Origin of the sequence: Streptomyces sp. NPDC050315 (assembly GCF_040655775.1) — a bacterium.
Classification (GTDB): Bacteria; Actinomycetota; Actinomycetes; order Streptomycetales; family Streptomycetaceae; genus Streptomyces.
The window spans coordinates 392221-413727 of the sequence record NZ_JBFAKN010000004.1; the positions used below are offsets into that span (position 1 = coordinate 392221).

Consider the following 21507-nt stretch of genomic DNA (forward strand, 5'->3'; position numbering starts at 1 on the left):
CCGTTCCGACCGGCTCTTTCCGGCCGAATTTTTGTCCTGGACCCAGCGGGCCCGGGACGTCGGCGTCACGCCAGGCCGAGGCGCTCCGCGGCGGCGTCCGCGTCGACCGGAACCGTCACGGGCTGCGGCGCACCGGCCACCGCCCAGTCCGGGTCCTTCAGGCCGTTGCCGGTCACCGTGCAGACGATCTTCTGGCCCGGGTCGACCCTGCCCTCCTCGGCGGCCTTGAGCAGACCGGCCACCGAAGCGGCCGAGGCCGGCTCCACGAAGACGCCCTCCTGCGAGGCCAGCAGCCGGTAGGCGGCGAGGATCTGACGGTCGGTCACCTCGTCGATGGCGCCGCCCGACTCGTCGCGCGCGGCCTCCGCGAAGGACCAGGAGGCCGGGTTGCCGATGCGGATCGCGGTGGCGATCGTGCTCGGGTCCTTGACCACCTCGCCGCGCACGATCGGCGCGCTGCCGGACGCCTGGAAGCCCCACATCCGCGGAGTGCGCGAGGCGATGCTGTCCGCCGCGTACTCCTTGTAGCCCTTCCAGTACGCGGTGATGTTGCCGGCGTTGCCGACCGGCAGCACGTGGATGTCGGGCGCGTCGCCCAGCATGTCCACGATCTCGAACGCCGCGGTCTTCTGGCCCTCGATGCGCACCGGGTTCACGGAGTTCACAAGTGCGACCGGGTACTTCTCCGAAAGGCCGCGGGCGAGCGTCAGACAGTCGTCGAAATTCCCGTCGACCTGGAGAATCTTCGCCCCGTGCACCAGCGCCTGGCCCATCTTGCCCAGCGCGATCTTGCCCTGCGGGACGAGGACGGCGCTGACCATGCGCGCCCGTACGGCGTACGCGGCGGCGGAGGCCGAAGTGTTGCCCGTGGAGGCGCAGATGACGGCCTGCGCACCCTCTTCCTTGGCCCGCGTGATGGCCATCGTCATGCCGCGGTCCTTGAAGGAACCGGTGGGGTTGGCACCCTCGACCTTGAGGTGCACCTCACAGCCGGTGCGCTCGGAGAGCACCTGCGCCGGCACGAGAGGCGTACCGCCCTCGCGCAGGGTGACGACCTCGGTCGTGTCCTTGACCGGCAGGCGGTCGCGGTACTCCTCGATGATGCCGCGCCACTGATGAGTGGTACCGGCGCTCGTATTGGCAGACATGGGTTCCTTTACTCCCCTTCGACCCGCATGATGCTGGCGACGCCCCGGACGGTGTCCAGCTTGCGCAGCGCCTCGACGGTCGAGGACAGCGCGGCGTCGGCGGCGCGGTGGGTGACGACGACGAGGGACGCCTCGCCGTCCTTGCCCTGCTGGCGCACCGTATCGATCGATACGCCGTGCTCGGCGAAGACCATGGCGACCTGGGCCAGGACGCCGGGTTTGTCGGCCACATCGAGGCTGATGTGGTAGCGGGTGACGACCTCACCCATGGGGCTGACCGGCAGCTGCGTGTACGCGGACTCGCCGGGCCCGGTGGCCTCGCTCAGCTTGTTGCGGCACACGGCGACCAGGTCGCCGAGGACGGCCGAGGCGGTCGGCGAGCCGCCCGCGCCCGGCCCGTAGAACATCAGCTGTCCGGCCGCGTCCGACTCCACGAAGACCGCGTTGTACGCCTCGCGCACGGATGCCAGCGGGTGCGTCAGCGGAATCATCGCCGGGTGGACCCGCGCGGTGACCGACTCGCCGTCCGCGGCGCGCTCGCAGATCGCGAGCAGCTTGACCGTGCAGCCCATGCGCTTGGCGGAGGCGATGTCGGCCGCGGTGACCTCGGTGATGCCCTCGCGGTGCACATCATCGATGGTCACCCGGGTGTGGAAGGCGATCCCGGCGAGGATCGCGGCCTTCGCCGCGGCGTCGAAGCCCTCGACGTCGGCGGTCGGATCGGCCTCGGCGTATCCGAGGGCCGTGGCCTCATCGAGCGCCTCGCTGTACCCGGCCCCACTCGTATCCATCTTGTCGAGGATGAAGTTGGTCGTGCCGTTCACGATGCCGAGAACGCGGTTGACCTTGTCCCCGGCCATCGACTCGCGCAGCGGCCTGACCAGCGGAATCGCGCCCGCCACGGCGGCCTCGTAGTACAGGTCGGCGCCGTGCTCCTCGGCGGCCGCGTGCAGCGCCGCGCCGTCCGCCGCGACCAGCGCCTTGTTGGCGGACACGACGCTCGCACCGTGCTCGAAGGCGGTCGTGATCAGCTTCCGCGCGGGCTCGATCCCGCCGATGACCTCGATGACGACATCAATGTCCCCGCGCTTGACCAGCGCGGTCGCGTCCGTGGTGATCAGCTCGGCCGGCACGCCCTCGCGCACCTTGTCGGGACGGCGCACCGCGATGCCCGCGAGCTCCACGGGCGCGCCGATGCGCGCGGCGAGGTCGTCCGCGTGCGTCGTCATGATGCGCGTCACCTCTGAGCCGACAACACCACAGCCCAGGAGCGCCACCTTCAGCGGACGCGTACGCATCATTCGACCTCTGCTCTTCCTCGATATGACCACGTCGGCCATTTCCGTGTTCGCAATGGACCAGTCTCATGCACCGGACGGGAATTCCTATCCCTCGTCCAGATGCCGAGACATCTATTTCACTTATCCGACATCGAGCCGCAGGAGATCTTCCTCCGTCTCCCGGCGGACGATCACCCGGGCCTCGCCCTGGCGCACCGCCACGACCGGCGGCCGCAGCGCGTGGTTGTAGTTGCTGGCCATCGACCGGCAGTACGCACCGGTCGCGGGCACCGCCAGCAGGTCACCCGGCGCGAGGTCCGACGGCAGGAACGCGTCCCGCACGACGATGTCACCGCTCTCGCAGTGCTTGCCGACCACCCGCGAGAGCATCGGAGCGGCGTCCGAAGCCCGCGAGACCAGCGCCACGCTGTACTCCGCGTCGTACAGCGCCGTACGGATATTGTCCGACATCCCGCCGTCGACGCTCACATAGGTCCGCAGGCCCTCCAGCTCCTTGACCGTGCCGACCTCGTACAGCGTGAACGCCGTCGGCCCCACGATGGCGCGCCCGGGCTCGACGGACAGCCGCGGCACGCTCAGCCCCGCGGCCTCGCACTCATGGCGAACGATCTCGCCCAGCGCCTTGGCGATCTCGTGCGGCTCCCGCGGATCGTCGTCCGGCGTGTACGCGATGCCGAGCCCGCCACCCAGGTCGATCTCCGGCAGCTCAACGCCGTGCTCCTCGCGCACCTCCGCGAGCAGCTGCACCACGCGCCGCGCCGAGACCTCGAACCCCGCCATGTCGAAGATCTGCGACCCGATGTGCGAGTGGATCCCGATGAGCTCCAGCCCGTCGAGCTTCAGCGCCCGGCGCACCGCCTCGGCGGCCTGCCCGTCGGCCAGCGCGATCCCGAACTTCTGGTCCTCGTGCGCGGTCGCGATGAACTCGTGCGTGTGCGCCTCGACGCCGACGGTCACCCGGATCTGCACGGGCTGCCGCTTGCCGAGCTCATCGGCGATGTGCGCGACCCGGGCGATCTCCTGGAACGAGTCCAGCACGATCCGCCCGACGCCGGCCTCCACGGCCCGCCGGATCTCCGCCTCGCTCTTGTTGTTGCCGTGCAGCGCGATCCGCTCGGCCGGCATCCCGGCCGCCAGCGCGGTGGCCAGCTCGCCCTCGGAACAGACGTCGAGGTTCAGCCCCTCCTCGTACAGCCAGCGCACGATCGCGCGCGACAGGAACGCCTTCCCGGCGTAGAAGACATCGGCCTCGTCCCCGAAGGCGTCCTTCCACGCCCGGCACCGCGCCCGGAAGTCGTCCTCGTCGAGGAAGTAGGCGGGCGTACCGAACTGCTCCTTCAGGTCGGCGACGCTCATGCCGCCGACGGTGACGACACCGTCCTCATTGCGGCGCACCGTACGGGACCAGACCCGGGGGTCGAGGCTGTTCAGGTCGGTGGGCGGCGCGGTGTAGTGGCCTTCGGGCAGTACGTCGGCGTGACGGGGCCCTGCGGGGTGCGCGGAACGGCTCATGGCGGTGGGAGATCCCCTCGGAAGTTCACAGATGTTCGGGTGCGGAGATGCCCAGCAGGGTCAGGCCGTTCGCGAGCACCGTACCGGCGGCCTGGGCAACGGCCAGCCGGGCGCGGTGAACGGCCATGGGTTTCTGCTCTCCGGCAGGCAGCGGCGGACAGGTGGCGAGGAAGCTCAGGCACGCCTCGGCCGTCACTTCCAGATGCCGCGCCAGCCGATCGGGCGCCCGCAGCCGCGCGGCGGCTTCGAGCACCGCGGGGTAGGCGGCGAGTGCGGCGTGGAGGGGGGTGTGGGGGATGTCGTACGAGTCACCGGACGGATCGCCGGCCCGGTTGTCGGCCGGGCTGCCGGGCAGGTCGCCGATCGGCTCGTCCGCCGGGTTGCCGCGGACGGGTGCCGGGTCGTCGACCCCCAGGTCACGGGCGTTGCGCGACACTGCGCACGTACGAGCGTACGCGTACTGCACCAGGAACCGCGGATTGCCCTCCCGCTGCACCGGCCGCTCCGGCACCCGCACATGATCGTGCGCGGCGGGGTACAGCAACACCCACCGCATCTCATCGCCCCCGAGCCGCGCGACCAGCTCCTCGGCGGTCACGTACCGGCCGGCCGCGTCCTTCACGGGGACGGGGCGGATTTCTTCCCCGGCTGAGGCCGTCCCCTCCCCCACCGCTTCCATGATCGCCCGCAGGGCTTCAGCGGTGACGGCGGCGCGGGGGCCGGGGGCGGGGCGGAGGTCTATACGGGGGACGGGGCCGGCGGTGCTTCCATCGGCCGTCGTACGTCCGTACGCGGGCCCGATAGGAGAGGCGGCGCCGACCGCGCGCCCATACGCGGGCCCGGCCTCCAGCACTTCACGTACCACCGCGGCCGGCGCGCCGCCCCCCAACGTAATGTTCAAAAACCCGGGCCCGGCGACCTCGACCCCTGCGATCCCCGGCGCGGCCGCCAGCCGCTTCCGTACGACCCCGGCCACCTCACGCGCCGACAACCCGGCGGGACCGGCCAGCCGCAGCGCGACATTCGTGGCGTAATCCCCGCAACCCGGCCGCGGCGGCACCCGCACGTCGACCGTCTCCGGCACATCGGATTCACCCAGCGAAAGCTCCCGCGCCTCGAGCGCCCCGCGCACGGAGCGCAGGACGGTGCGGGAGAGCTCAGCGGGAGTCACAGGACAAGCGTATGGGAGAACCGGGGTGGGTATGCGAACGGGTTTCGCACCGCGGACACTCCCCGCGCCGCCTCCCGCCCCTCACCCGCCCCTCATCCACGCTTCGCATCCCCCCGCGCCCCCGCACTGCCCGCCGTACCGACCGTGTCACCCCGTGGGCCGGACGGCGGGCTCGGAATCCGGATCGGCATCGGCCGCCCCGTCCGCCGGCCCGCCTCCAGGCCCGGAGCCGCGGATCCCGCGCAACAACTGGCGCACGGTCCGTATGAGCTCGACCGGCTCGAACGGCTTGGCGAGGAACGCGTCCACCCCGACGGCCGCACCGTTGTCCACCTCCAGCGGCGTACACGCGCTGATGATGGCGATGGGGAGCTCCCGAGTCCGAGGATCGGCGCGCAGCTTCTCAGCCGTACGCAGTCCATCCAGCCGCGGCATCATGACGTCCAACGTCACCACATCAGGACACACGTCATGCACGATGTCGAGGCACTCGGCACCATCAGCCGCGGTCACGACCTCGAAGCCCTCCAGCTCGAGATTGACCCTGATCAACTGCCGGATGACCTTGTTGTCATCGACAACAAGGACCCGGCCGGACAAGCCAGGCACATATTGAGACTAGGCGCGCGCCACCTGCTGCGTCCGGGTTTTCCCCACTTCCACCCCGTGCGAGGGACCTTTCGCCGATCACCCGGACCACCCCGCCCCGATGCGCTACGCCCCCTTCCCGAAACCCGTTCCTGACCACCCCCGCCGAGCTGGTAGTGTTCTACCCGTCGCAAGCGCACAGCGCCCGACACGCCCCCGTAGCTCAGGGGATAGAGCAACGGCCTCCGGAGCCGTGTGCGCAGGTTCGAATCCTGCCGGGGGCACTCGCCAAGTATCAGCAGCAATCAAGCGCTGACCAGGGCGGATGCCGGCAGAAGAGGGCGGGAGTCAGTCTCACTGACTCCCGCCCTCTCTCGTTGTCGCCCACTGTCCGCGACACACCTCCGACACACCCCAGGGCCTACTGGCACGCAGCCCGGGCGGGCGCGACAAGGTGTCGCTAGTCGCTGCCTTGAGCGAGGATTTTCGAGATCCGTCGCAAGTAAAGATCGTCACGGTCAGACTCATGAGCAGGGTACTTCGCCGAGAAATACCAATCCACGCCGTCTGCCGTCTTGAAATGGGATCGGAGCTCCACAAACGACTCCGGCTTGCCGCAAATTTGCCAAGCTTGATGCGCAGCCTCATCACTTGGACCCGGCAGAGACGTAGCGCTCGTTTCGCGCCCCTCCCGCCCAGTCTGTACTGTCGCCCTATCATGGCGCCAACCATATACGTGATCGATCGCCTCAGCGGCTGCATTAAACAGATTGAGGAAACTAATAACAACCAGGACCGTGGTTGACGCAACTGCTCGGATTCGCACACGGAAGGATCCCGGTCGCGTTGAGACGATTTCGAATACAGGCACCTTGTGATGAGTGGGCTCAACAGCAGCGGGCGGCACAGCATCTTGAAGATGATCTACGACCGACTCAGTCCACCTGAACATAAAGTCCAGGTAGTCGAGCAGACGCCCCACATTCGCCGCGTCAGCCCCTTCAAATGAAATTTCCATTTCGAAGAATGCTACGTTCGAGCTTTCATCTTCTTCGCAGAGATGCTCCACGGCAGGCTTGACCTGCCGAGCCATATATTCCCAGAGCGCGAGCGGGACTCCCGGAGCCGTGATAGGGCTCATTACTCAACCTCCTACCTGTAGCTACAGCTGACCACGTCAGGACTGAAGGTGGCCCGTTCTCATACGCCGATCGCGTGGTCTGTCAACGCTGCCGCTCCGGGAATCCCAGCAGCAGAAGGGTTTGGTCACACCTAGGGCGGCCGAGAGGGCCGGGCCACCCTAGGTATATGCGGCCTACACCGCGTCGCCGTCTTCCTCCAGGGCTTTCGCAATCTTCAGGTTTGCCGCTTCCTCGTGGCCGTCGATGCAGCCGTGGTACCGGCGATGGATCACCTCCGGCGAGTTGCCGACCCGCCGGGCCACCTCTGCGATGGGCACGCCGGCGTTCAACCACCGGGTGATGCACGCATGCCGCAGGTCGTACGGGCGCCCAGCCAGCGGCGAGTCGACCCGATCCGGCGGCAGGGCGTACGGCCGGGCTTCCTCCCACACGCGCCAGTACGTGGACGAGCCGACCACTCCCCCTCGCTCGTTGCCGAACACGCGCCCCTCCTTGGCCGTCCCGAACTCCTTCAGGTGAGCCCGAAGGATCGCGACGAGGACAGGCGGGATGGGGACCGGCCGGTCGCTGGACGCCTCCCGCGCCTTCAGACCCCGGCGGTCGTGCCGCTCACCAGAATCGGTCCACTGCTTGCCGGAGACGGGCCGCGTCTCCCGCAGCGTGAGCGTCCCCCAGCCCGTCTCCGGCAGGTCGCAGTCCGACCACCTCAGTCCGACCGCCTCCGCCGGCCGCAGCCCTGCGTAGTAAATGGCCGCATAAAAGGCCACGAGCCGCCGTCCACGACAGCGATCCCACGATCCGACGTACGAGACGGCGGTGAGCAACTGGCGCCCTTGCACGGCATTCACGAGGACGCGGCGATCCACCACATCATTGGAACCGGCATGCTTTCGGCGGGTGCGGGAGAGAGGATTTTCGGGAAGCTCTCCGGCCACTACGGCGTGTTCGAGGGCAGTATTCAGCGCGCGGCGGCGCCGCTTATACGTATCGCCAGCTGCCGGGGTGCCGTCCAATCGGTAGCTAAGGCGGTACAGCACATCCTCGAAAACCTCGGCGTCCACCAGGTCGACGACCGGCCGGTCCTCCGTCGTGAGCCAGTCGTAAGCAGCCTTCAGATCGGCCGGCGGCTCCTCTCCTGCATTCGCGGGCACAATGCCCCAGCGGAACGCCAACCGAAGCTCTGTGTCCTGCGGGACTCCATTCCCGCGGTGGACCATGGCGAGCGCAACAGCCGCAAGGCCGTCCGCCATGCCCTCACGGGTCTTGGCCGCGCTCGTACGCCACCGACCAGCCACGTACTTCCGGCAGAACTCGAACCACCGCAACGGCGCTTTGGCGTCAGCCGCTTCTGCTGCCTCGGCCGCGGCACGGACCTCGGACTCCGGAAAGCCGGACTCGACGTCGAACGCCTCACCACGTCGGTTCATGGCCTGCCACAGCTCCGACCGCCGACTTTCGGCGAGCGCCGACGTGGCAAATGTGTCGCTGTGAACTCGCCCCGCGACCACCCACCGCAGGCGGTACGGACGGGATTTTCGTCCGGTCTTCGAGACCTTCCACAACTTGATGTCCAAGGAAAAGCCCGGCCGGGCCGACCCGCGAGTCGCCCCGGCCGAGGTGCCGTTCACCTTGCTCACGCAGCGTCCTCCCGCTCCGCGAGCCACCGCTCATACTCGGACCGGCGAATGCGCACGTCCCCGTTCGGCAGCTTGATCGCGCGGGGAGCTTTCCCGAGCTGGCGCCACCGATGAAAGGTCGCCGGGGCCACTTTGAGGTCAGCGAGAATCTCTTTGATCGTCATCTTCTCGTCCCGCACACGGGCGCTCATTCAGCCGTCCTCTCTTCTGTTTTGATCACCGGAGTCGAGGTGGAGTTAGTTTCGCGGGCTCTCAGGAGCCCGCGTCTGTCCGAGGTAGGGATTTCTGCGTCACCGCGTCACCTGCGTCATTTACGCGCCTGACCTGCGACTTTGGGGTGACGCAGAGGAATCGGGGTGCGTCACCGGGTGACGCGGGCGCTCGTCACTGGTGACGCAGGTGACGCAGGATGACGCAGGCACGGCCGTCCTGCGTCACCGCTATAGCGGCAGGTCAGGGGCCGGTTTCGACCCTTGGGTGACGCAGGTGACGCAGCGTCTCTTCTCTTAGGAAAAGAGAAAGGGCGTGTCTGTTGTAGTGCGCGCCTCAAGGCATGAAGAAGGAGCCGCTTCGCGGCGCGACCATAGGGCGGCGCCGAGGCGCCGAACAGCAAGAAGAGCACCCCGCGCGTCGTCTGGCGGGCGGTGCTCTTCTTGCTTGTTCCGCGGGCTGGTTCGCCGGTCAGAGCATCGGCTCTTGCTGGTGTGGCGACTGGGCCGGGCGGCGGGTCATCTCGATGTAGCGGCCCTCTTTGGTGCGGCCCCAGTCGATCAAGACGCCACGGGCGACCAGGGTCGGCTGGAGGCGCTTGAGGCGGTCGGAGAGGACCTTTCCGGTGGTGGGCCAGCCCTTGGGCAGGGGACGGAAGTCCTCGCCGGCGTAGAGACCGGTGAGGCAGTGCAGCCACTCAGAAGACGTCATCCGCGTCTCTGCGCCCGCTTCGAGGCCAGCGGCGTGCTTGAGCACGGTCTGTGCGAGGAGGTCGCCCTCGATGACGTCGTCGTTGAGGTCATCCAGGCTGGTTCGGTAGGCGTTTAGCGCCCCGAAGCCGGTCGCCGCGTCGAGCTGCGCGCACAGGTGCGCGAAGTCCGCCATGCGCAGGTCTGTGGGGATGTCTGCCTCGGCCGCACGGACCTTGACGGTGAGGTCGAGGAGGGAGCCAAGGATCACGGGTAGGGCCTCCTCAAAGTCGCGCCACAGTTCGGCCTCGGTACGCCGGACGGTGGGGCGCTCCAGGCGCAGCGGCAGGAGACGTTCGGCGAGGTCAGGGCGGATGACGCCCACGTCGATGCCGGTCAGAAGCAGGGGGCGGCGGTAGCGGGCGCGGACCACGTCGCCGTCGGTGTACAGGGCCCGTTTGATGGTCTCGGCCCCGGTGACGATGCAGCACATGAGGTCGGAGAGGTCCGGGGCCAGGTGGGAGAGGTTGTCGAGGGCGGTAACCCACCCGGCGGCCACGGCCGCGATCAGGTTCTCCTCGTCCTTCGGAGCACGGCGCAGGTCGCCGCTCATACCTTCGATGATTCTCACCAGCATCCGGCCGCCGGTCGATTTGCCGGCGCCCTGGGGGCCGGTGAGGAAGGGGGCGGGGACGGGCACGGACGGCTCCAGGCAGCCGATCAGCCAGGCGATGGCCAGGCACTCGGTCTCGGCGTTCGCGAAGTTGCACAGCCGGAGCAGGAGGTCGATGCCCTTGCCGTCGGTGTCCTTGGCCGGCAGGGGGAGCTCCCCGGTGAGCTGGGTGCGTCGCCAGCACACCTCGCTCGGGTTGGGGGTGAGGATGTCCCAGCCGGTGGGGTGGATGCGGACGGACTGTCCGTCGTTGCGGCCCAGGTCAAGCCAGGTCGCGCCGTCGAAGCCCGGTGCGACGCGGATGTGGACGGGCTGTACGTCCTGGCTCAGCGCCAGTGCCTCGATCAAGTCCAGTGCCTCCTTGAGGGCGGTGCCGTTGAACACGCCGTATCCGTCGTTGAACAGGCCGATCATGAGTTCCTGTCGGTGGCTGCCGGAGGTGCCCTGGGAGCGGATGGGACGGGCCACAGGGTGGCCGTTCTTCTGCGCGAACACGGTCCCGTCGGCGGTGCGGAAGTAGCGGAAGTGCGCTTGGGCGTAGTCGGTGATGACCTCGCGGGCCGGGGTCTTCTCGTCGTCGGACATGGCTACAGTCCCAAGGTGGTGCGGGCGTTGGCCCACGCATCGGTGCAGTGCCGCTGCGATTCCCCCTTGGCCTGGGCAGCGGTGAATAGCCGCGCGACGTGGGTGTCGGTGAGGCAGCCGCACCGGCCATGGGCCGACAGCACGGCCAGGAAGGTCCGGTAGACGGTGTTGTGGACCGCCTCGCAGGCTTCGGTGATGCGCTGCTCGGCCATCGCGATGCCCCGCTCCAGATAAGCGGGCGTGCGGTGACGGCACTCCCCCTCCCCAGCCGGCACGCTGATGGCCTGCGGGGCGGGCCGGACCGAGCCGGGCTTCTTCGCGATCAGCGCGCGCACCTGGTCCGGCAACGCCACCAGGGCGCCGCTGCCGGGGTCGAGCCACCGGGCGTAGGACATCCGCGACTTGATGTCCACGCCCGGCCGGACCCCGTTGGCCGAGCGCATCGCACCGCGATAAAACCAGTGCTCTCCGCGCGTGGTGGGCACGGTGCGGGTGGGCGGCAGCGTCTGGCGGGCCCAGGCGACGGCGTCCGGGTTGTCGAGGTCTACGACGGTGAGGTCGGCGCCGCCGGGGTGGTAGGCCACCGCGGCCGCCTCGCGCCACGCCCGCGCCCACGCCGCGGAGTCGATGACGCGGGGGTCAGTAGTGGCGGCGGCCCAGCCGTGACAGGGCGCCGGGCAGGCGCAAGGGCCGGAAGTCTTCATGTTCGGCCGCCCGCCACAGGCGTTCTTGGCGCACGCGCGGCAGTTGCCGAAGGGCACCTTGCCCGCCCGCAGCGGCAGCACCGGCACGCCAGCCGTCGCCAGTTCCAGCGCGGTGTGCAGCGGGTCGGCGGGTCGCCGGATGGGGGTGGGTTGGGTCATGCTGGAGTCCTCCACAGGTCTGTTGAGGGCAGGTGGACGAGGGCGGCCCGGTCTTTGCCGAGAGGGGCCGCCCTTGGTCTGTGTGAAAACCGGTGATGGTGTGTCAGTGGTGCTGCATAGAGTCGCCGCTATGACGACGACCATTGAGCTGGTGCCGGGCCTGATCACGACCCGTGACGAGATCGCAGCGGCCTACGGCTGCGGAACTTTCCAGGGCATTGAGCCGGCCGCAGAGGCCAAGAAGGTGTTCGTGTACTCCGACCCTTCCGCGGGCGAGGAGTACGGGTACACCTTCGACGGCCGTGCCGAGGATGACGAGTACGGCCCGCTGTACCTGTACACGGGCTACGGCGCCAAGGGGAATCAGGAGCTGAAGAGCCGCAACAAGTCATTGCGGTACCACGTCGAGGACGGGCGGGAGCTCCACCTGTTCGTCGCCCACGGCAGGGTGCCGGGCAGCGGAAAGATGCAGCAGCGCTACATCGGCGAGATGCGTGTCGATCCGATCAAGCCCGTCGAAGTCCGCCGCGGGCTCGGCAGTGACAAGAAGATGCGCGATGCCTTGGTCTTCAGGCTTCGGCCCGTGGCTTGGTCGACGCCGGCTTGGACTGCCGACGATGAGCTGCCGCCGGCCACGGCGGACGGGCTTGAGGAGATCGACGTCAAGCCGACGATCCCCGCTCAGCCGGGGGTTAAGGACAAGAACGCCGAGCAGCACACCACCGCTGAGACCATCGCGAACATCCCCGGCGGACCGCGCACGGTCGTCCGTCGCGAGGGCCTGCTGGTGGAAGCCTTCAAGAAGCACCTGCTTGCAGCCGGCCACGAGGTGAAGACCTTCCAGATCACCCTCGCCGGCGAGGTCGGTGCTCTTACCCCTGACCTGTATGACGTGACCGATCACGTGCTCTACGAGGCCAAGGGGCAGACCACCCGCAACAACGTGCGGATGGCTATCGGGCAGCTCGCCGACTACCGGCGCCACGTGCCCAAGCCTGATGGCCTGCGGATTGCCGTGCTCCTGCCGAGCGAGCCCAGCCCGGACCTCAAGGCCCTGCTGGATGCTGAAGGCGTGCGGCTCGTCTACCAGACCGACACCGGGTTCGCCGGCTTCCCGCTGACCGACTGAGCAGCCCCCGTGGCCGCCGCATCTCGCGGCGGCCACACGCCATCAGCTCACTGGTTGATGGTGCCGTTGGCGCGGCCGAAGAGGCCGGTGGCGGTGATGTTCTGGGTGATCTGGGTGGGCGCGGGGCGGCGGCAGCGCCTGATGAGGGCGACGGCCGCGGCGCCGCCGGTGGCGATGAAGGCGACGGCGGCCCACAGGGCGTGGCTCATGGCGATCAGTCCCGGTGCGGCGTAGGAGAGCCCGACTCCGGCGGCGCCGATGCCGAAGCCAGTGGTGGGCACGAGCAGGGCGGTGGTCTTGGCCCAGGCGGGGATGGACTGCGCGGTCGGGGCCGTGGCGGCTGGCGGCGCCGTCGGGGGTTGGGTGTAAGCGAGGGTGCGAACGCCACCAGGGAGGGTGACCAGTTCGACGCCGGGCGGGATCTCGTGCACAGGCATCCGGAGCGCAGTGGGCTGATGGAGGCGGACGGGAGCCTGCTGAGCGGAAGCGGTGGTGATCGAGTAGGCGGGCTGGTGGTCCACGGTTCCTCCTCCAACGGGCGGGCGGGGTCAGGCGGTGAGCTGAGTGAGGACACCGGCTATCGCCTGGCATGCGGCGTAGATCGGCTTGGCGGCTCCGGTCTCGGCGGCGAAGAAGCCGAAGAGGAAGAGCACGAGCGCGCTGCCGACGCCGACCTGGCGGCCGCGGATGAGGAAGAAGGCGAGGGCGCCGAAGAGGACGGCGGCAGAAACGGTCAGGGCCACAGAAAAGCTCCCGTCGGTACGGCGGTGGGCGGCCCTTCGGAGAGGAAGAGCCGCCCACGGGGTGGTCACGGTGTGTAGCTGCAGTGGGTAGTGAGTACTGGGTAGTGAGTAGTGGGGTGTCTACTGGGGAGCCCCTGTTGAGAACCCCCAGGTGAGCGGTTCATGGGGTTAGTGGGTAGTGGGGTGTCGCGCCCCGCTACCCACTACCCAGTAACTGAGCGTGAGGGTCAGGCGTGGTCGGGGTGGACGTAGACCGAGTGCGGACCGCGGTCGCGGTAGACCAGTTCGCCGCGTTCGGCGGCGGCCTTGAGGGCTTCGCGGACGGTCTTGCGGTCCCGACCGACCATCTCCGCGATGGCGGCGGGCTTCATGCCCATCGCGCTAGCGGACTCGATCGCATCGATCGCGGTCGGCAGCCACTCCGGCCCGGCCGGCGCCGCCTCAACCGGCTCCTCCTCGTGGGCGGTTTCGGCGGCCTGTTCGGTGATGCGCTCGAACTCCGCCAGGGCCCGCGCGATGGCGGCCGCCACCTGCGGGTCGTCCTCACCGCCGTTGCCCGAGCCCCCACCCGTGGCGGGCTCGGTAGCCGGGGCCGTGGGCTCCTGCGGCGGCTCGGCTGAAGGGTTCTTGGCCTTCTCGATGTAGTACTCGATGGGCTTCATCGGGGTGAGCGTCCCGAGGCCCCCCGCCGCCTGTCCCGGTGCGGCGTGGCCGCCCGCGGTGGTCGTTCCGCTCGCCGCGGTGCGGGCGCCGGTGCCAGCCGGGGTGGGCAGGCCCAGCGCGTCCAGCAGCCACGCGATCCGCTCCGGGTCGGACCAACGCTCGTGGTAGCCGAACGGCGCGGCGTCCTCCTGGGCCGCGGCGTCCAGGTCGGGGCGGATGTCCCAGCGCGCCACGGCCAGTTCTTCGATGTCGTGGCGCGGGGTGCCGTCGGCGTGCTCGTCTTCGTCGTTGGCGAAGTAGACCTTGCCGCGCTCCGGGCCGATCCCGCCTTCCTGCGCACGGGCCTGATCCAGGATGTAGAGGCTGCCTTTGCCGGGCAGCTTGGCCAGGTCGACCTGCTGGTAGTGGCCGGGGAAGACGAACTGGCCTTCCTGCTTCTTGGCGAAGCGCATGCCGATGGTGATGTCGTACTGCGAATCGACCTCGCCGCCACCGGTGTTGGGGCCGGTGCCGCGCTGGACGGCGTCGACCACGTCCACGGCGGCCTTCCGACCCTTCTTCAGCAGCCGGATCTTCGCCTTCAGTGCCTCCGGGGTCCACGCCATCAGGTCCGAGTTCTCGTCGGAGAGGACGATGACGGCGGGTTCGGTGTCCTTGGGCTGGATCTTCCCGCCCTTCATCCGGCGGGCGCGGCCGTCGGTGATGGCCAGGGCGGCGTTCAGCAGCCGCACCGCCTCGGCCGGGTCGGTGGCCACCCAGTCCAGGATCGGGCGGTCGATCAGGCGCCCGTCGGCGTCCTTCCACTGCTGGGCCCAGGGGCGCAGCCAGCGCTTGGCGGTGTTGCCCTGCGCCATGTCGATCATCCAGATCACCGCATCCGTGCACCGGGTCAGCAAGGAGATGATGACGTGGAGCAGGACGCTCTTCCCCGACCCCTTCATGCCCGCGATCATGATGCTGACCTGGCGGAACAGAATCTCGATCGGCTCCCCCGACTCCAGCATTCCCAGCGTCAGCGGCTCGCGGATCGTCAGCGGGTGGTAGTCGTCGGGCAGGTTGATGGTCTCGGCCAGCACGTTGCGGGTGGTGACGTGCAGCATCGCCTCGGAGGCCAGCCCGGATTCGCTGCGGACCAGGCGGAGAGAGCCGGGGCGGATGTCGCCCTTGCGGGTCTCCAGCGCCGGAAGCATCGTCAGCAGCTGCTCGAAAGAGGTGCTGGTCAGCTTCAGCGGCATGGCGTAGCCGCCGCGGGTGCGCTGGCTCTTGCCGACCTCCACGCCCCGCGCCCCGACCTCTTCGAACAGGCGTGCCCATTCGGCGCGGTCGCCGTACCCGGTGCCGGCCTCGGTTGCCCATTGGGCCGCGATCTCCTCGGCCCGCAGGCCCCGGTCGATTGCGTAGAACGGGGTCAGGGCGGCGGTGGCGGCGCCGACGACGGCGGCTGAGGCGAGCGTCCAGGGACTGCCGTGGGCGGTCCAGTTGATCCAGGCGTAGGCGGCGCTGGTCCAGGTGGCGGTGAAGCCGGTGTGGAACCAGCGCCGGAACTTCGACTGGCCGGAGGTGCGGAGGAAGCGGGAGGTGGCCGCGGCGGCGATGCCGGTGAGGGAGCCGACGCCGATCCAGCCCAGCGGCAGCGCATGGCCCGCATCTGCGGCCAGCCCGAGACCAAGGCCGCCGGCGTAGACGGTGGCAGCGGTGAACAGCGGGGTGGACACCACGCCGTGCCGCCAGGGGATCGGCTCGTGGTTGCTGGGACGGCTCAGCATGAGCAAGGTCTCCGTTCGATCGAGGAGGAGCCGGAAGCCCGCAGGCCAGTCCGCGACGGATCGTGTCGCGGACTGGCCTGCGGTGTGGCGGTGCGGGGTTACTGCCAGTTGGCGGACTGGTCCCACTTGGCGCCCTGGACGGTGGGGTTCTCGATGTTGTCGATCTGCTCGGCGTGGATGATCCGGTACAGCGTCGGGATCGAGTCCAGCCGTCCGGCCAGCGCGTGGGCGTAGACGGCGGTGTCGTCGTACGCGTCCGGGATGGCCGGGTTGACCTTGAAGTTCTCCCGGCTGGAGTGCGCGGCCATCGCGATCACGTCGCCGATGGCCCGCTGGATCTCCGCGAGGCTGTTGATGGTGGACTCGTAGCCGATCATGTTCGCGGCCGGGTTGAGCACCATCATGGCGCCGGCGGTGCGGACGGCGTCGGCGGCGTACTGCAGCGGCAGCGCGGGCTCGATGGAGGACACAGGAACTCCGTTCGTCGCAGGGGTGAGGACGCGGGTCGGGCTGTGCACCGGCCGGTGCACCGTGCTCGTCCGGCGGGACGCGGCGGCCGGTCGGCGCGGGGTGGTGGGAGTGGTGCCGACGCCGGTGTGCCGGTACATCCAGCGGTTCAGCCAGCCCCAGGTACCGGCCCAGGCCAGCGCCCGGGCGGCGGGGGTGGTCAGAGTGTGGAAGACGCGGGCCAGCGGGCGGAGCCAGTTCGGGCCCATCGTCGAAAACCGCACCGAGCCCAGCGCCAGATGCCCGTTCAGCAGGGCGCGGGAGCCCAGGCGCCAGGCGTGGGCCAGCAGCGGCGAGCCGTAGCGGGCCGCCGCGCGCGCCCCGGCCCGGAAGGGGACGGCGGCCTTGCGCAGCCGGTGGCGGGCCAGGGCGCTGGTGTGCTTGCGCAGCTTGCGCCCCGCCCAGTACTGGCCGCGCCGCAGCGCGGACATTGCCGCGGGCGCGAACTGCCGCTTCTGCTTCTTCGACGTGTGCTTGCCCTTGCCGGTGGCGGGCTTGGTCTTCTTCTTCGCATGGCGCTGAGGCTTGGGCTGGGCCTTGAGCTTGCCGGTGTTCGGCTGCCTACCGCCTACCTGCCCGCGGTTGCCCTTGACCGCCTTGCCCATGGCCTTCGCGGCCTTCCGGGCCCGCGTCGTGGCCGGGCTGGAACCGTGCTGCGGCGCGGCCTTGTAGCCACCCTTGGAGCCTGCCCTACGCGGCGCGCTGCCCTGCTTCGGTGAGCCGCCGGTGTGGGCCGCGGTGGTGGGCGACTTGCGGCCCAGCGTCCGGGCCAGCCGCCCCGCCGCTCCCGTCTTCGCTCCGCCCATCCCAGCGGCGCCGGGCTTGGTCAGGGAAGCCACCGCACCGGGCTTGCGCGCCGTGCGCGGTGAGGCGGTGGCCGGGGCGGTGCGGCGGCCGGTGCCGCCCGTGGCTGCCGCGTTGCGCCCCAAGGAAGCGGGCTGGCCGCCCGCCGTGTTCGGGGCACTGGCCAGCGGCTTCCGCAGCTTGGAGGCGGCCGGGCCGCCCGGCTTCCGGGCCGCACCGGCCAGAGCCCCGGAGGCTGCAGAACTTCCGCCCCTGCGGGCCAGGGAGCCGGTCCCTGAACGGGCGGCAGGCACCCGACCACCGCCCGCGCCACCACGCCCCGCAGAGCCTGAGACCGAAGGGGCGCGGTGTCGGGTGCCGGGTGAGCGCGAGGACGCCCGTCCCAGGCGGCCGGCGCCGGAACGGCGGATGCGCCGGCCGGTCTTCACCACCAGGGCGGCGGTGGCCACCGCGGAGCAGGCGACGACGGCCAACAGGACGGCGGGCAGGCCGAACTGGTGAGACAGCCAGCAAAACCCGATCAGGCCGGACAGAGCGCCGCCGGGGATCAGCACCCCGGCCAGCGTCTGCCCCGGCGCCGAGGCCGGTTCCTTGGTCTGCGCCACGGGCTCCTTCTGCTGCCGCGTCACCGGTTCGGGGGTGGTTGTGGTGGTGGGGGGCTTGGTCTCGGTTGCTGCTGAGGGCATGGGAGCCTCCTTTATGCGGCCTGCGCGGAAGCATCCGCGCAGGCCAGGCACATGCCGAATGAGGTGGGGAGGGGGTAGCCCGCATCGAGCCCGCACTCGGGGCAGGTGCGGCGGGCCGTGTTCGCCTTGGCCAGCGCCGCCCACTTCGCGGGCGTCATCGGCCGGACCGGCAGGGCCAGGTCGAGGCGGTAGAGGTAGGCGACCCGCAGGCCGCACCTGCCGCGGGGCTGGTAGCGGCGGGAGTGCCACAGGATCTGCGCGGCCACCTCCTGACCACCCGGCCGCAGCCCGCGGGCGCGAAGCTGGCGGCGGGTGGCCAGCCCGTCCGGGGCGAAGCGGAAGGGATAGGTGGGGATGCCGTAGCGCAGGCCCTTCGGGTCGTAGAACCGCATCAGGGCCTACCGGCGAGCGCAGTGCCGTTGACCGGACGGGACGTGTCCCGCAGCTCCTGGTAGCGGCTGGAGACCCAGCCCACCGACCAGCCCGTCAGCTCGGCCGCGGTCCGCACCGGCAGCTCGGCCGCGAACGCGGCCTGCACCCTGGCCCGGGCCTGGTCCTCGGGGAGCTTCTCGGTGGCCGGCCCGGCGGCCAGGAGAGCGTCGCGTTCACGCGCGGCCCGCTCCTCGCGCTGCTGGCGTTCACGGCGTTCACGCTCGATGCGCTCTTGCCGCTCGCGTTCACGGCGCTCAGCGGCTTCGCGTTCACGGCGTTCACGTTCACGCTGCTCTTGTTCACGCTCACGTTCTCGGCGTTCACGCTGCTCGCGCTCGGCACGCTCGCGGGCCTCTTCCCGCTCACGCTCCTCCCGACGCGCCCGCTCTTCGCGTTCAGCCTGTTCACGGATGAGGCGGGCTTCGTGTTCACGCTGTTCACGGGCGAGCTGTGCGTCGTGCTCGCGCCGCTCCCGCTCCCGGCGCTCCGCCGCCTCCCGCCGCTCTGCGGCGGCCTGCTCGGCGGCTTCCCGGTCGGCGCGCTGCTGGGCCTCCTGGGCCATGAGGGCGGTGGTGATGGCCCGTCGGTAGGCCAGGCTGGTCTCTGCGGTGACGATGAGCAGCAGCGGCGCCACGGAGTGGACGGCCACCCCGACCAGGTCCTTTTGCAGGGCGGAGTCGGCGACGTTCAGCGCCAGGGTCATGCCGCCGGTCATCCATCGCAGCACGATCGACCAGCGTCCGCCATGGCCGCCCAGGCGGGCCAGGACCGAGTCCAGGCGGACCACGATGACGACCGCGGCGTCGACCACCAGCGGCAGGATCGGGGCCGTCCACACCCAGCCGTCGGGCGTGTGGGCGGCCATCAGCGGGGTGACGGTCAGGATCGAGTAGAGCATCGCGCCGCCCACGATCAGCCACGTGCCGGCCGACAGTGCGCGCTCGGCTGAACGCACCTGAACACCGTTCATCCCGCACCTCCCGACGGCTCGATGGCGGGCGCGGTGACGCTGCGGAAGTGGTCGCCGTCGGCGTCGTAGATGAACGGCACGCACCGCCACCGCACCTCCGTTGCAGGGCGTTCATCCGCAGGGCCCCAACCGCTCAGCGGGGCCCCCAGGGTGGCCGCATACGCGTAGGCGGCTTGCTGGTCGGGGTGGATGCTGTGAGGCTGGCCGTAGAAGAGCAGCAGCGCCATGAACGCATCCGTCGGCGTCTGGCTCAGCTCCTCCAGACGCTTCGCCATGCCGGTCAACTCGGTACGGGCCTCGGCCAGCTCGGCGGCCGTGTCCTCCAGCGTGATCTGGAGCGACCGGACTTCCTGACGGGTGGTCTCGGCCTTCTTCTCGGCGACCTCGGCGCGGGCGGTGAGCGCGAACGTCTCCCGGATGTGGGCGCCGTCCGCCGCGTCCGCCTGCTCCTGCACCTCACGAGTGCGGGCGCGGGCGGTATCCAGCTCGGCGGCCAGCTGGGCGAGGTGGGTGCGGGTGACGATGCGGATCATGCCGCACCCCCTGCCGCGATCACCACAGCAGTGGTCAGCAGTGCCCCGCCGGCGCAGGTCAGGTCGACCGCACGGCGCAGGCAGGTGAACTTGGCGACTGCGAGCCGGGAGAGTCCCGCGATGTCGGCGGCCAGGTCTCGGTCGACAACGACGCTGATCTCCTCGGTGGTGAGGGTGGCCCACAGCGGGAAGCCGTGCCGGCCCCGCAGGTTCGGGCGCACGGACCGCAGCAGCAGACCGGCCGCCGCGACCAGCAGCGCCATACCGAGCGCGCCCACGAGGTAGGCGGGCGTGTTCATCGGCAGGTCGTGGGCGAGCGTCCAGGTCCCGGCGAGCACTGCGCCGACGAACGCCAGCAGCAGTGCCGTCTTGTTGTCCGTCCGGGTGATCTCCGCCTTCACCTCGGCGTGCGCCGCGGTGAGGTTGGTGTTCAGCGTGCTCACGCGGCTTTCCCCGTCCCGGCCTGGTTGGCCAGCTCGGCGCGGGCGGCGAGCACCTTGTTGGCGGCCCGGCGCAGACGGCGGGTGTCCAGCTCGGAGACGGGCCGGTCCAGCAGGCTGAGCTGCACGTCCAGCAGCTCGACCTCCGCCTCGATGACGGGCATCTCGCGCTCGATCGCGTCCAGCTCCGCGGCCGACGGCTCCCCGTCGAGCGCCGAGGCGGTAACAGCCGCCTGATCAGCAGCGATGTGCTTCATGGGTCGTGGTCCTCTCACAGATGGAACGGCCCGAAAGCGGCTCCGGTGTGCCAGCACCGGAGCCGCGCGCCGTTGAAGAAGAAGCCGCCCGCAGAGGGCGGGCGACTCAGCTGCCGGTTGTGGCAGCGGTGCCCCGGCCGGGAGTCGAACCCGGCCTGCGACCATCGGGGCGGTAGGTCGATCAGGCGTTGCCGTTGTGGCCGCACGTCGAGCAGGCGTAGTGGCCGTTGATGACCACCACGGCCTGCTGGCAGTTGCCGCAGATGCCGGTGCTCATCGCCGACCACCCCCGGCACGGACCCGGCGCAGGGCCTCGTCCATGTCCGGGTCGCTGTCAGCCGGGTACGCCGCTAAGGCGCGGCATGCCATGCTGGTGATCACAGGTGCCTCCCATACAGGTGCCTGTACGCGGCCTCCGGTGTTCCAGCACCGGGGGCCGCACTTCGTTGTGGAGCTGTCCGGCTCCCCTCAGCCCCGCCCGTACGGAGACGCACGAATGCGGGCCGGACGGGCGGGGGAGGCAACCGGCCGCAGCGCTAGCCGCTGCGATGGCAGGAAGAAGGGCGACCGGCTTGTCCGTCGGCGGGCAATTCCGCTCGCGAACTGGGGTGTTGCACAGGCGTCGCCGGCCGGTCGATCACGGCGGCGCCCAGAGATGTCTTTGATCCACCTGCCCTCTCCCTTCCGGTGTTGCGGACACGGAACTTGCACTGCAAGGGGGACCTCGTCCCCACCCTCCGGCCGTTGCTCGCGGTCACCGGGCCACCTCGCCAGTCGGGCCGAAGCCCTGTCCCCTGGCCTTGTCGGGCGGTCTTGCAGCGTGTCCGCCCAGTGCGGGAGGAGTTCGTAAAGACCTCTCCCTGCGCTCCATCTGGTGCGCACCAATAGATTGCATCTGGTGCGCACCAGTCGTCAAGCGCCTACGGAAGATTTGCCTTTGGGGCGCGTCTCCCTGCGCAACTACGGTGCTGCGAAGAGGGGAGGGCCCGGTAGCCAACTGGGCTTAACTCAGTTGGTGTTAACCCCTGCCGACCTGCGGCGATGTGCGGCATGCTGAG

At 69.9% G+C, this 21507-nt stretch carries 20 protein-coding genes and 1 tRNA gene; 2 read left to right on the forward strand and 19 right to left on the reverse strand.

Features of this window, described 5'->3' with window-relative positions; translation table 11 throughout:
- Positions 1-65: 65 nt before the first annotated feature.
- The 5 genes from thrC to AB0I82_RS17035 form a co-directional block, all read right to left on the reverse strand.
- Complete coding sequence (gene thrC / locus AB0I82_RS17015; protein ID WP_363258036.1) at positions 66-1148, reverse strand: threonine synthase; 1083 nt, start codon at positions 1146-1148, stop codon at positions 66-68.
- Positions 1149-1156: 8 nt separating this feature from the next.
- A complete protein-coding gene (locus AB0I82_RS17020; protein WP_030258583.1) occupies positions 1157-2449 on the reverse strand; it encodes a homoserine dehydrogenase in 1293 nt (430 codons plus the stop codon).
- Positions 2450-2569: 120 nt separating this feature from the next.
- Entirely contained in the window at positions 2570-3961 is a 1392-nt protein-coding gene (gene lysA, locus AB0I82_RS17025) for a diaminopimelate decarboxylase (RefSeq protein ID WP_363258037.1), read from the reverse strand.
- 25 nt (positions 3962-3986) lie between these two features.
- Positions 3987-5132 (reverse strand): ArgS-related anticodon-binding protein NrtL, encoded by a 1146-nt coding sequence (gene nrtL / locus AB0I82_RS17030; RefSeq protein ID WP_363258038.1) that lies wholly within the window; start codon positions 5130-5132, stop codon positions 3987-3989.
- A gap of 147 nt (positions 5133-5279) precedes the next feature.
- Complete coding sequence (locus AB0I82_RS17035) at positions 5280-5741, reverse strand: response regulator (protein ID WP_363258039.1); 462 nt, start codon at positions 5739-5741, stop codon at positions 5280-5282.
- Positions 5742-5932: 191 nt separating this feature from the next.
- On the opposite strand from AB0I82_RS17035, the gene AB0I82_RS17040 reads away from it, so the two are divergent.
- Positions 5933-6004, forward strand: a tRNA-Arg gene (locus AB0I82_RS17040).
- 176 nt (positions 6005-6180) lie between these two features.
- Here the strand turns inward: AB0I82_RS17040 and AB0I82_RS17045 are convergent.
- The 5 genes from AB0I82_RS17045 to AB0I82_RS17065 all read right to left on the reverse strand — a co-directional run bounded on the left by AB0I82_RS17045 (position 6181) and on the right by AB0I82_RS17065 (position 11519).
- Positions 6181-6861: a hypothetical protein gene (locus tag AB0I82_RS17045; protein WP_363258040.1), complete on the reverse strand. Its 681-nt coding sequence runs from the start codon at positions 6859-6861 to the stop codon at positions 6181-6183.
- A 174-nt stretch (positions 6862-7035) separates the two neighbouring features.
- On the reverse strand, positions 7036-8499 hold the full coding sequence (locus AB0I82_RS17050) for a tyrosine-type recombinase/integrase (protein ID WP_363258041.1): 1464 nt from the start codon (positions 8497-8499) through the stop codon (positions 7036-7038).
- Entirely contained in the window at positions 8496-8690 is a 195-nt protein-coding gene (locus tag AB0I82_RS17055) for an excisionase (protein WP_030258598.1), read from the reverse strand. Before AB0I82_RS17055 ends, AB0I82_RS17050 begins: the two co-directional genes overlap by 4 nt.
- A 490-nt stretch (positions 8691-9180) precedes the next feature.
- On the reverse strand, positions 9181-10656 hold the full coding sequence (locus AB0I82_RS17060) for an ATP-binding protein (RefSeq protein WP_363258042.1): 1476 nt from the start codon (positions 10654-10656) through the stop codon (positions 9181-9183).
- A gap of 2 nt (positions 10657-10658) precedes the next feature.
- Positions 10659-11519, reverse strand: a complete 861-nt coding sequence (locus AB0I82_RS17065) for a bifunctional DNA primase/polymerase (RefSeq protein ID WP_363258043.1) — start codon at positions 11517-11519, stop codon at positions 10659-10661.
- Between the two features lie 130 nt (positions 11520-11649).
- Here AB0I82_RS17065 and AB0I82_RS17070 point away from each other — a divergent pair, with 130 nt between their 5' ends.
- Entirely contained in the window at positions 11650-12648 is a 999-nt protein-coding gene (locus AB0I82_RS17070; protein WP_363258044.1) for a hypothetical protein, read from the forward strand.
- 47 nt (positions 12649-12695) lie between these two features.
- Here the strand turns inward: AB0I82_RS17070 and AB0I82_RS17075 are convergent, their stop codons facing one another.
- The 9 genes from AB0I82_RS17075 to AB0I82_RS17115 all read right to left on the reverse strand — a co-directional run bounded on the left by AB0I82_RS17075 (position 12696) and on the right by AB0I82_RS17115 (position 20449).
- Entirely contained in the window at positions 12696-13169 is a 474-nt protein-coding gene (locus AB0I82_RS17075; RefSeq protein ID WP_363258045.1) for a hypothetical protein, read from the reverse strand.
- A 27-nt stretch (positions 13170-13196) separates the two neighbouring features.
- Positions 13197-13391, reverse strand: coding sequence for a hypothetical protein (locus AB0I82_RS17080; RefSeq protein WP_363258046.1), 195 nt, complete (start codon positions 13389-13391; stop codon positions 13197-13199).
- Between the two features lie 227 nt (positions 13392-13618).
- Positions 13619-15820, reverse strand: coding sequence for a hypothetical protein (locus AB0I82_RS17085; RefSeq protein WP_363258047.1), 2202 nt, complete (start codon positions 15818-15820; stop codon positions 13619-13621).
- A 98-nt stretch (positions 15821-15918) separates the two neighbouring features.
- Positions 15919-17817, reverse strand: coding sequence for a hypothetical protein (locus AB0I82_RS17090; RefSeq protein ID WP_363258048.1), 1899 nt, complete (start codon positions 17815-17817; stop codon positions 15919-15921).
- An 11-nt stretch (positions 17818-17828) separates the two neighbouring features.
- Positions 17829-18209 (reverse strand): RRQRL motif-containing zinc-binding protein, encoded by a 381-nt coding sequence (locus AB0I82_RS17095; RefSeq protein WP_363258049.1) that lies wholly within the window; start codon positions 18207-18209, stop codon positions 17829-17831.
- Positions 18209-19219, reverse strand: coding sequence for a DUF2637 domain-containing protein (locus AB0I82_RS17100; protein ID WP_363258050.1), 1011 nt, complete (start codon positions 19217-19219; stop codon positions 18209-18211). Before AB0I82_RS17100 ends, AB0I82_RS17095 begins: the two co-directional genes overlap by 1 nt.
- On the reverse strand, positions 19216-19752 hold the full coding sequence (locus AB0I82_RS17105) for a hypothetical protein (RefSeq protein WP_363258051.1): 537 nt from the start codon (positions 19750-19752) through the stop codon (positions 19216-19218). Before AB0I82_RS17105 ends, AB0I82_RS17100 begins: the two co-directional genes overlap by 4 nt.
- On the reverse strand, positions 19749-20195 hold the full coding sequence (locus tag AB0I82_RS17110; RefSeq protein ID WP_363258052.1) for a Pycsar system effector family protein: 447 nt from the start codon (positions 20193-20195) through the stop codon (positions 19749-19751). The genes AB0I82_RS17105 and AB0I82_RS17110 overlap by 4 nt, the downstream gene beginning before the upstream one ends.
- The gene (locus AB0I82_RS17115) at positions 20192-20449 is read right to left on the reverse strand and encodes a DUF6284 family protein (RefSeq protein ID WP_363258053.1); all 258 of its coding nucleotides are present in this window, start codon (positions 20447-20449) and stop codon (positions 20192-20194) included. The genes AB0I82_RS17110 and AB0I82_RS17115 overlap by 4 nt, the downstream gene beginning before the upstream one ends.
- Positions 20450-21507 lie beyond the last annotated feature (1058 nt).

Coding starts and splice junctions, on each gene's coding strand:
- thrC (WP_363258036.1), bottom strand. CDS start 1,148: ATGTCTGCCAATACGAGCGCCGGTACCACTCATCAGTGGCGCGGCATC.
- AB0I82_RS17070 (WP_363258044.1), top strand. CDS start 11,650: ATGACGACGACCATTGAGCTGGTGCCGGGCCTGATCACGACCCGTGAC.
- AB0I82_RS17065 (WP_363258043.1), bottom strand. CDS start 11,519: ATGACCCAACCCACCCCCATCCGGCGACCCGCCGACCCGCTGCACACC.
- AB0I82_RS17095 (WP_363258049.1), bottom strand. CDS start 18,209: ATGCGGTTCTACGACCCGAAGGGCCTGCGCTACGGCATCCCCACCTAT.
- AB0I82_RS17090 (WP_363258048.1), bottom strand. CDS start 17,817: ATGCCCTCAGCAGCAACCGAGACCAAGCCCCCCACCACCACAACCACC.
- AB0I82_RS17115 (WP_363258053.1), bottom strand. CDS start 20,449: ATGAAGCACATCGCTGCTGATCAGGCGGCTGTTACCGCCTCGGCGCTC.
- AB0I82_RS17100 (WP_363258050.1), bottom strand. CDS start 19,219: ATGAACGGTGTTCAGGTGCGTTCAGCCGAGCGCGCACTGTCGGCCGGC.
- AB0I82_RS17085 (WP_363258047.1), bottom strand. CDS start 15,820: ATGCTGAGCCGTCCCAGCAACCACGAGCCGATCCCCTGGCGGCACGGC.
- AB0I82_RS17020 (WP_030258583.1), bottom strand. CDS start 2,449: ATGATGCGTACGCGTCCGCTGAAGGTGGCGCTCCTGGGCTGTGGTGTT.
- AB0I82_RS17055 (WP_030258598.1), bottom strand. CDS start 8,690: ATGAGCGCCCGTGTGCGGGACGAGAAGATGACGATCAAAGAGATTCTC.
- AB0I82_RS17105 (WP_363258051.1), bottom strand. CDS start 19,752: ATGATCCGCATCGTCACCCGCACCCACCTCGCCCAGCTGGCCGCCGAG.
- AB0I82_RS17045 (WP_363258040.1), bottom strand. CDS start 6,861: ATGAGCCCTATCACGGCTCCGGGAGTCCCGCTCGCGCTCTGGGAATAT.
- lysA (WP_363258037.1), bottom strand. CDS start 3,961: ATGAGCCGTTCCGCGCACCCCGCAGGGCCCCGTCACGCCGACGTACTG.
- AB0I82_RS17060 (WP_363258042.1), bottom strand. CDS start 10,656: ATGTCCGACGACGAGAAGACCCCGGCCCGCGAGGTCATCACCGACTAC.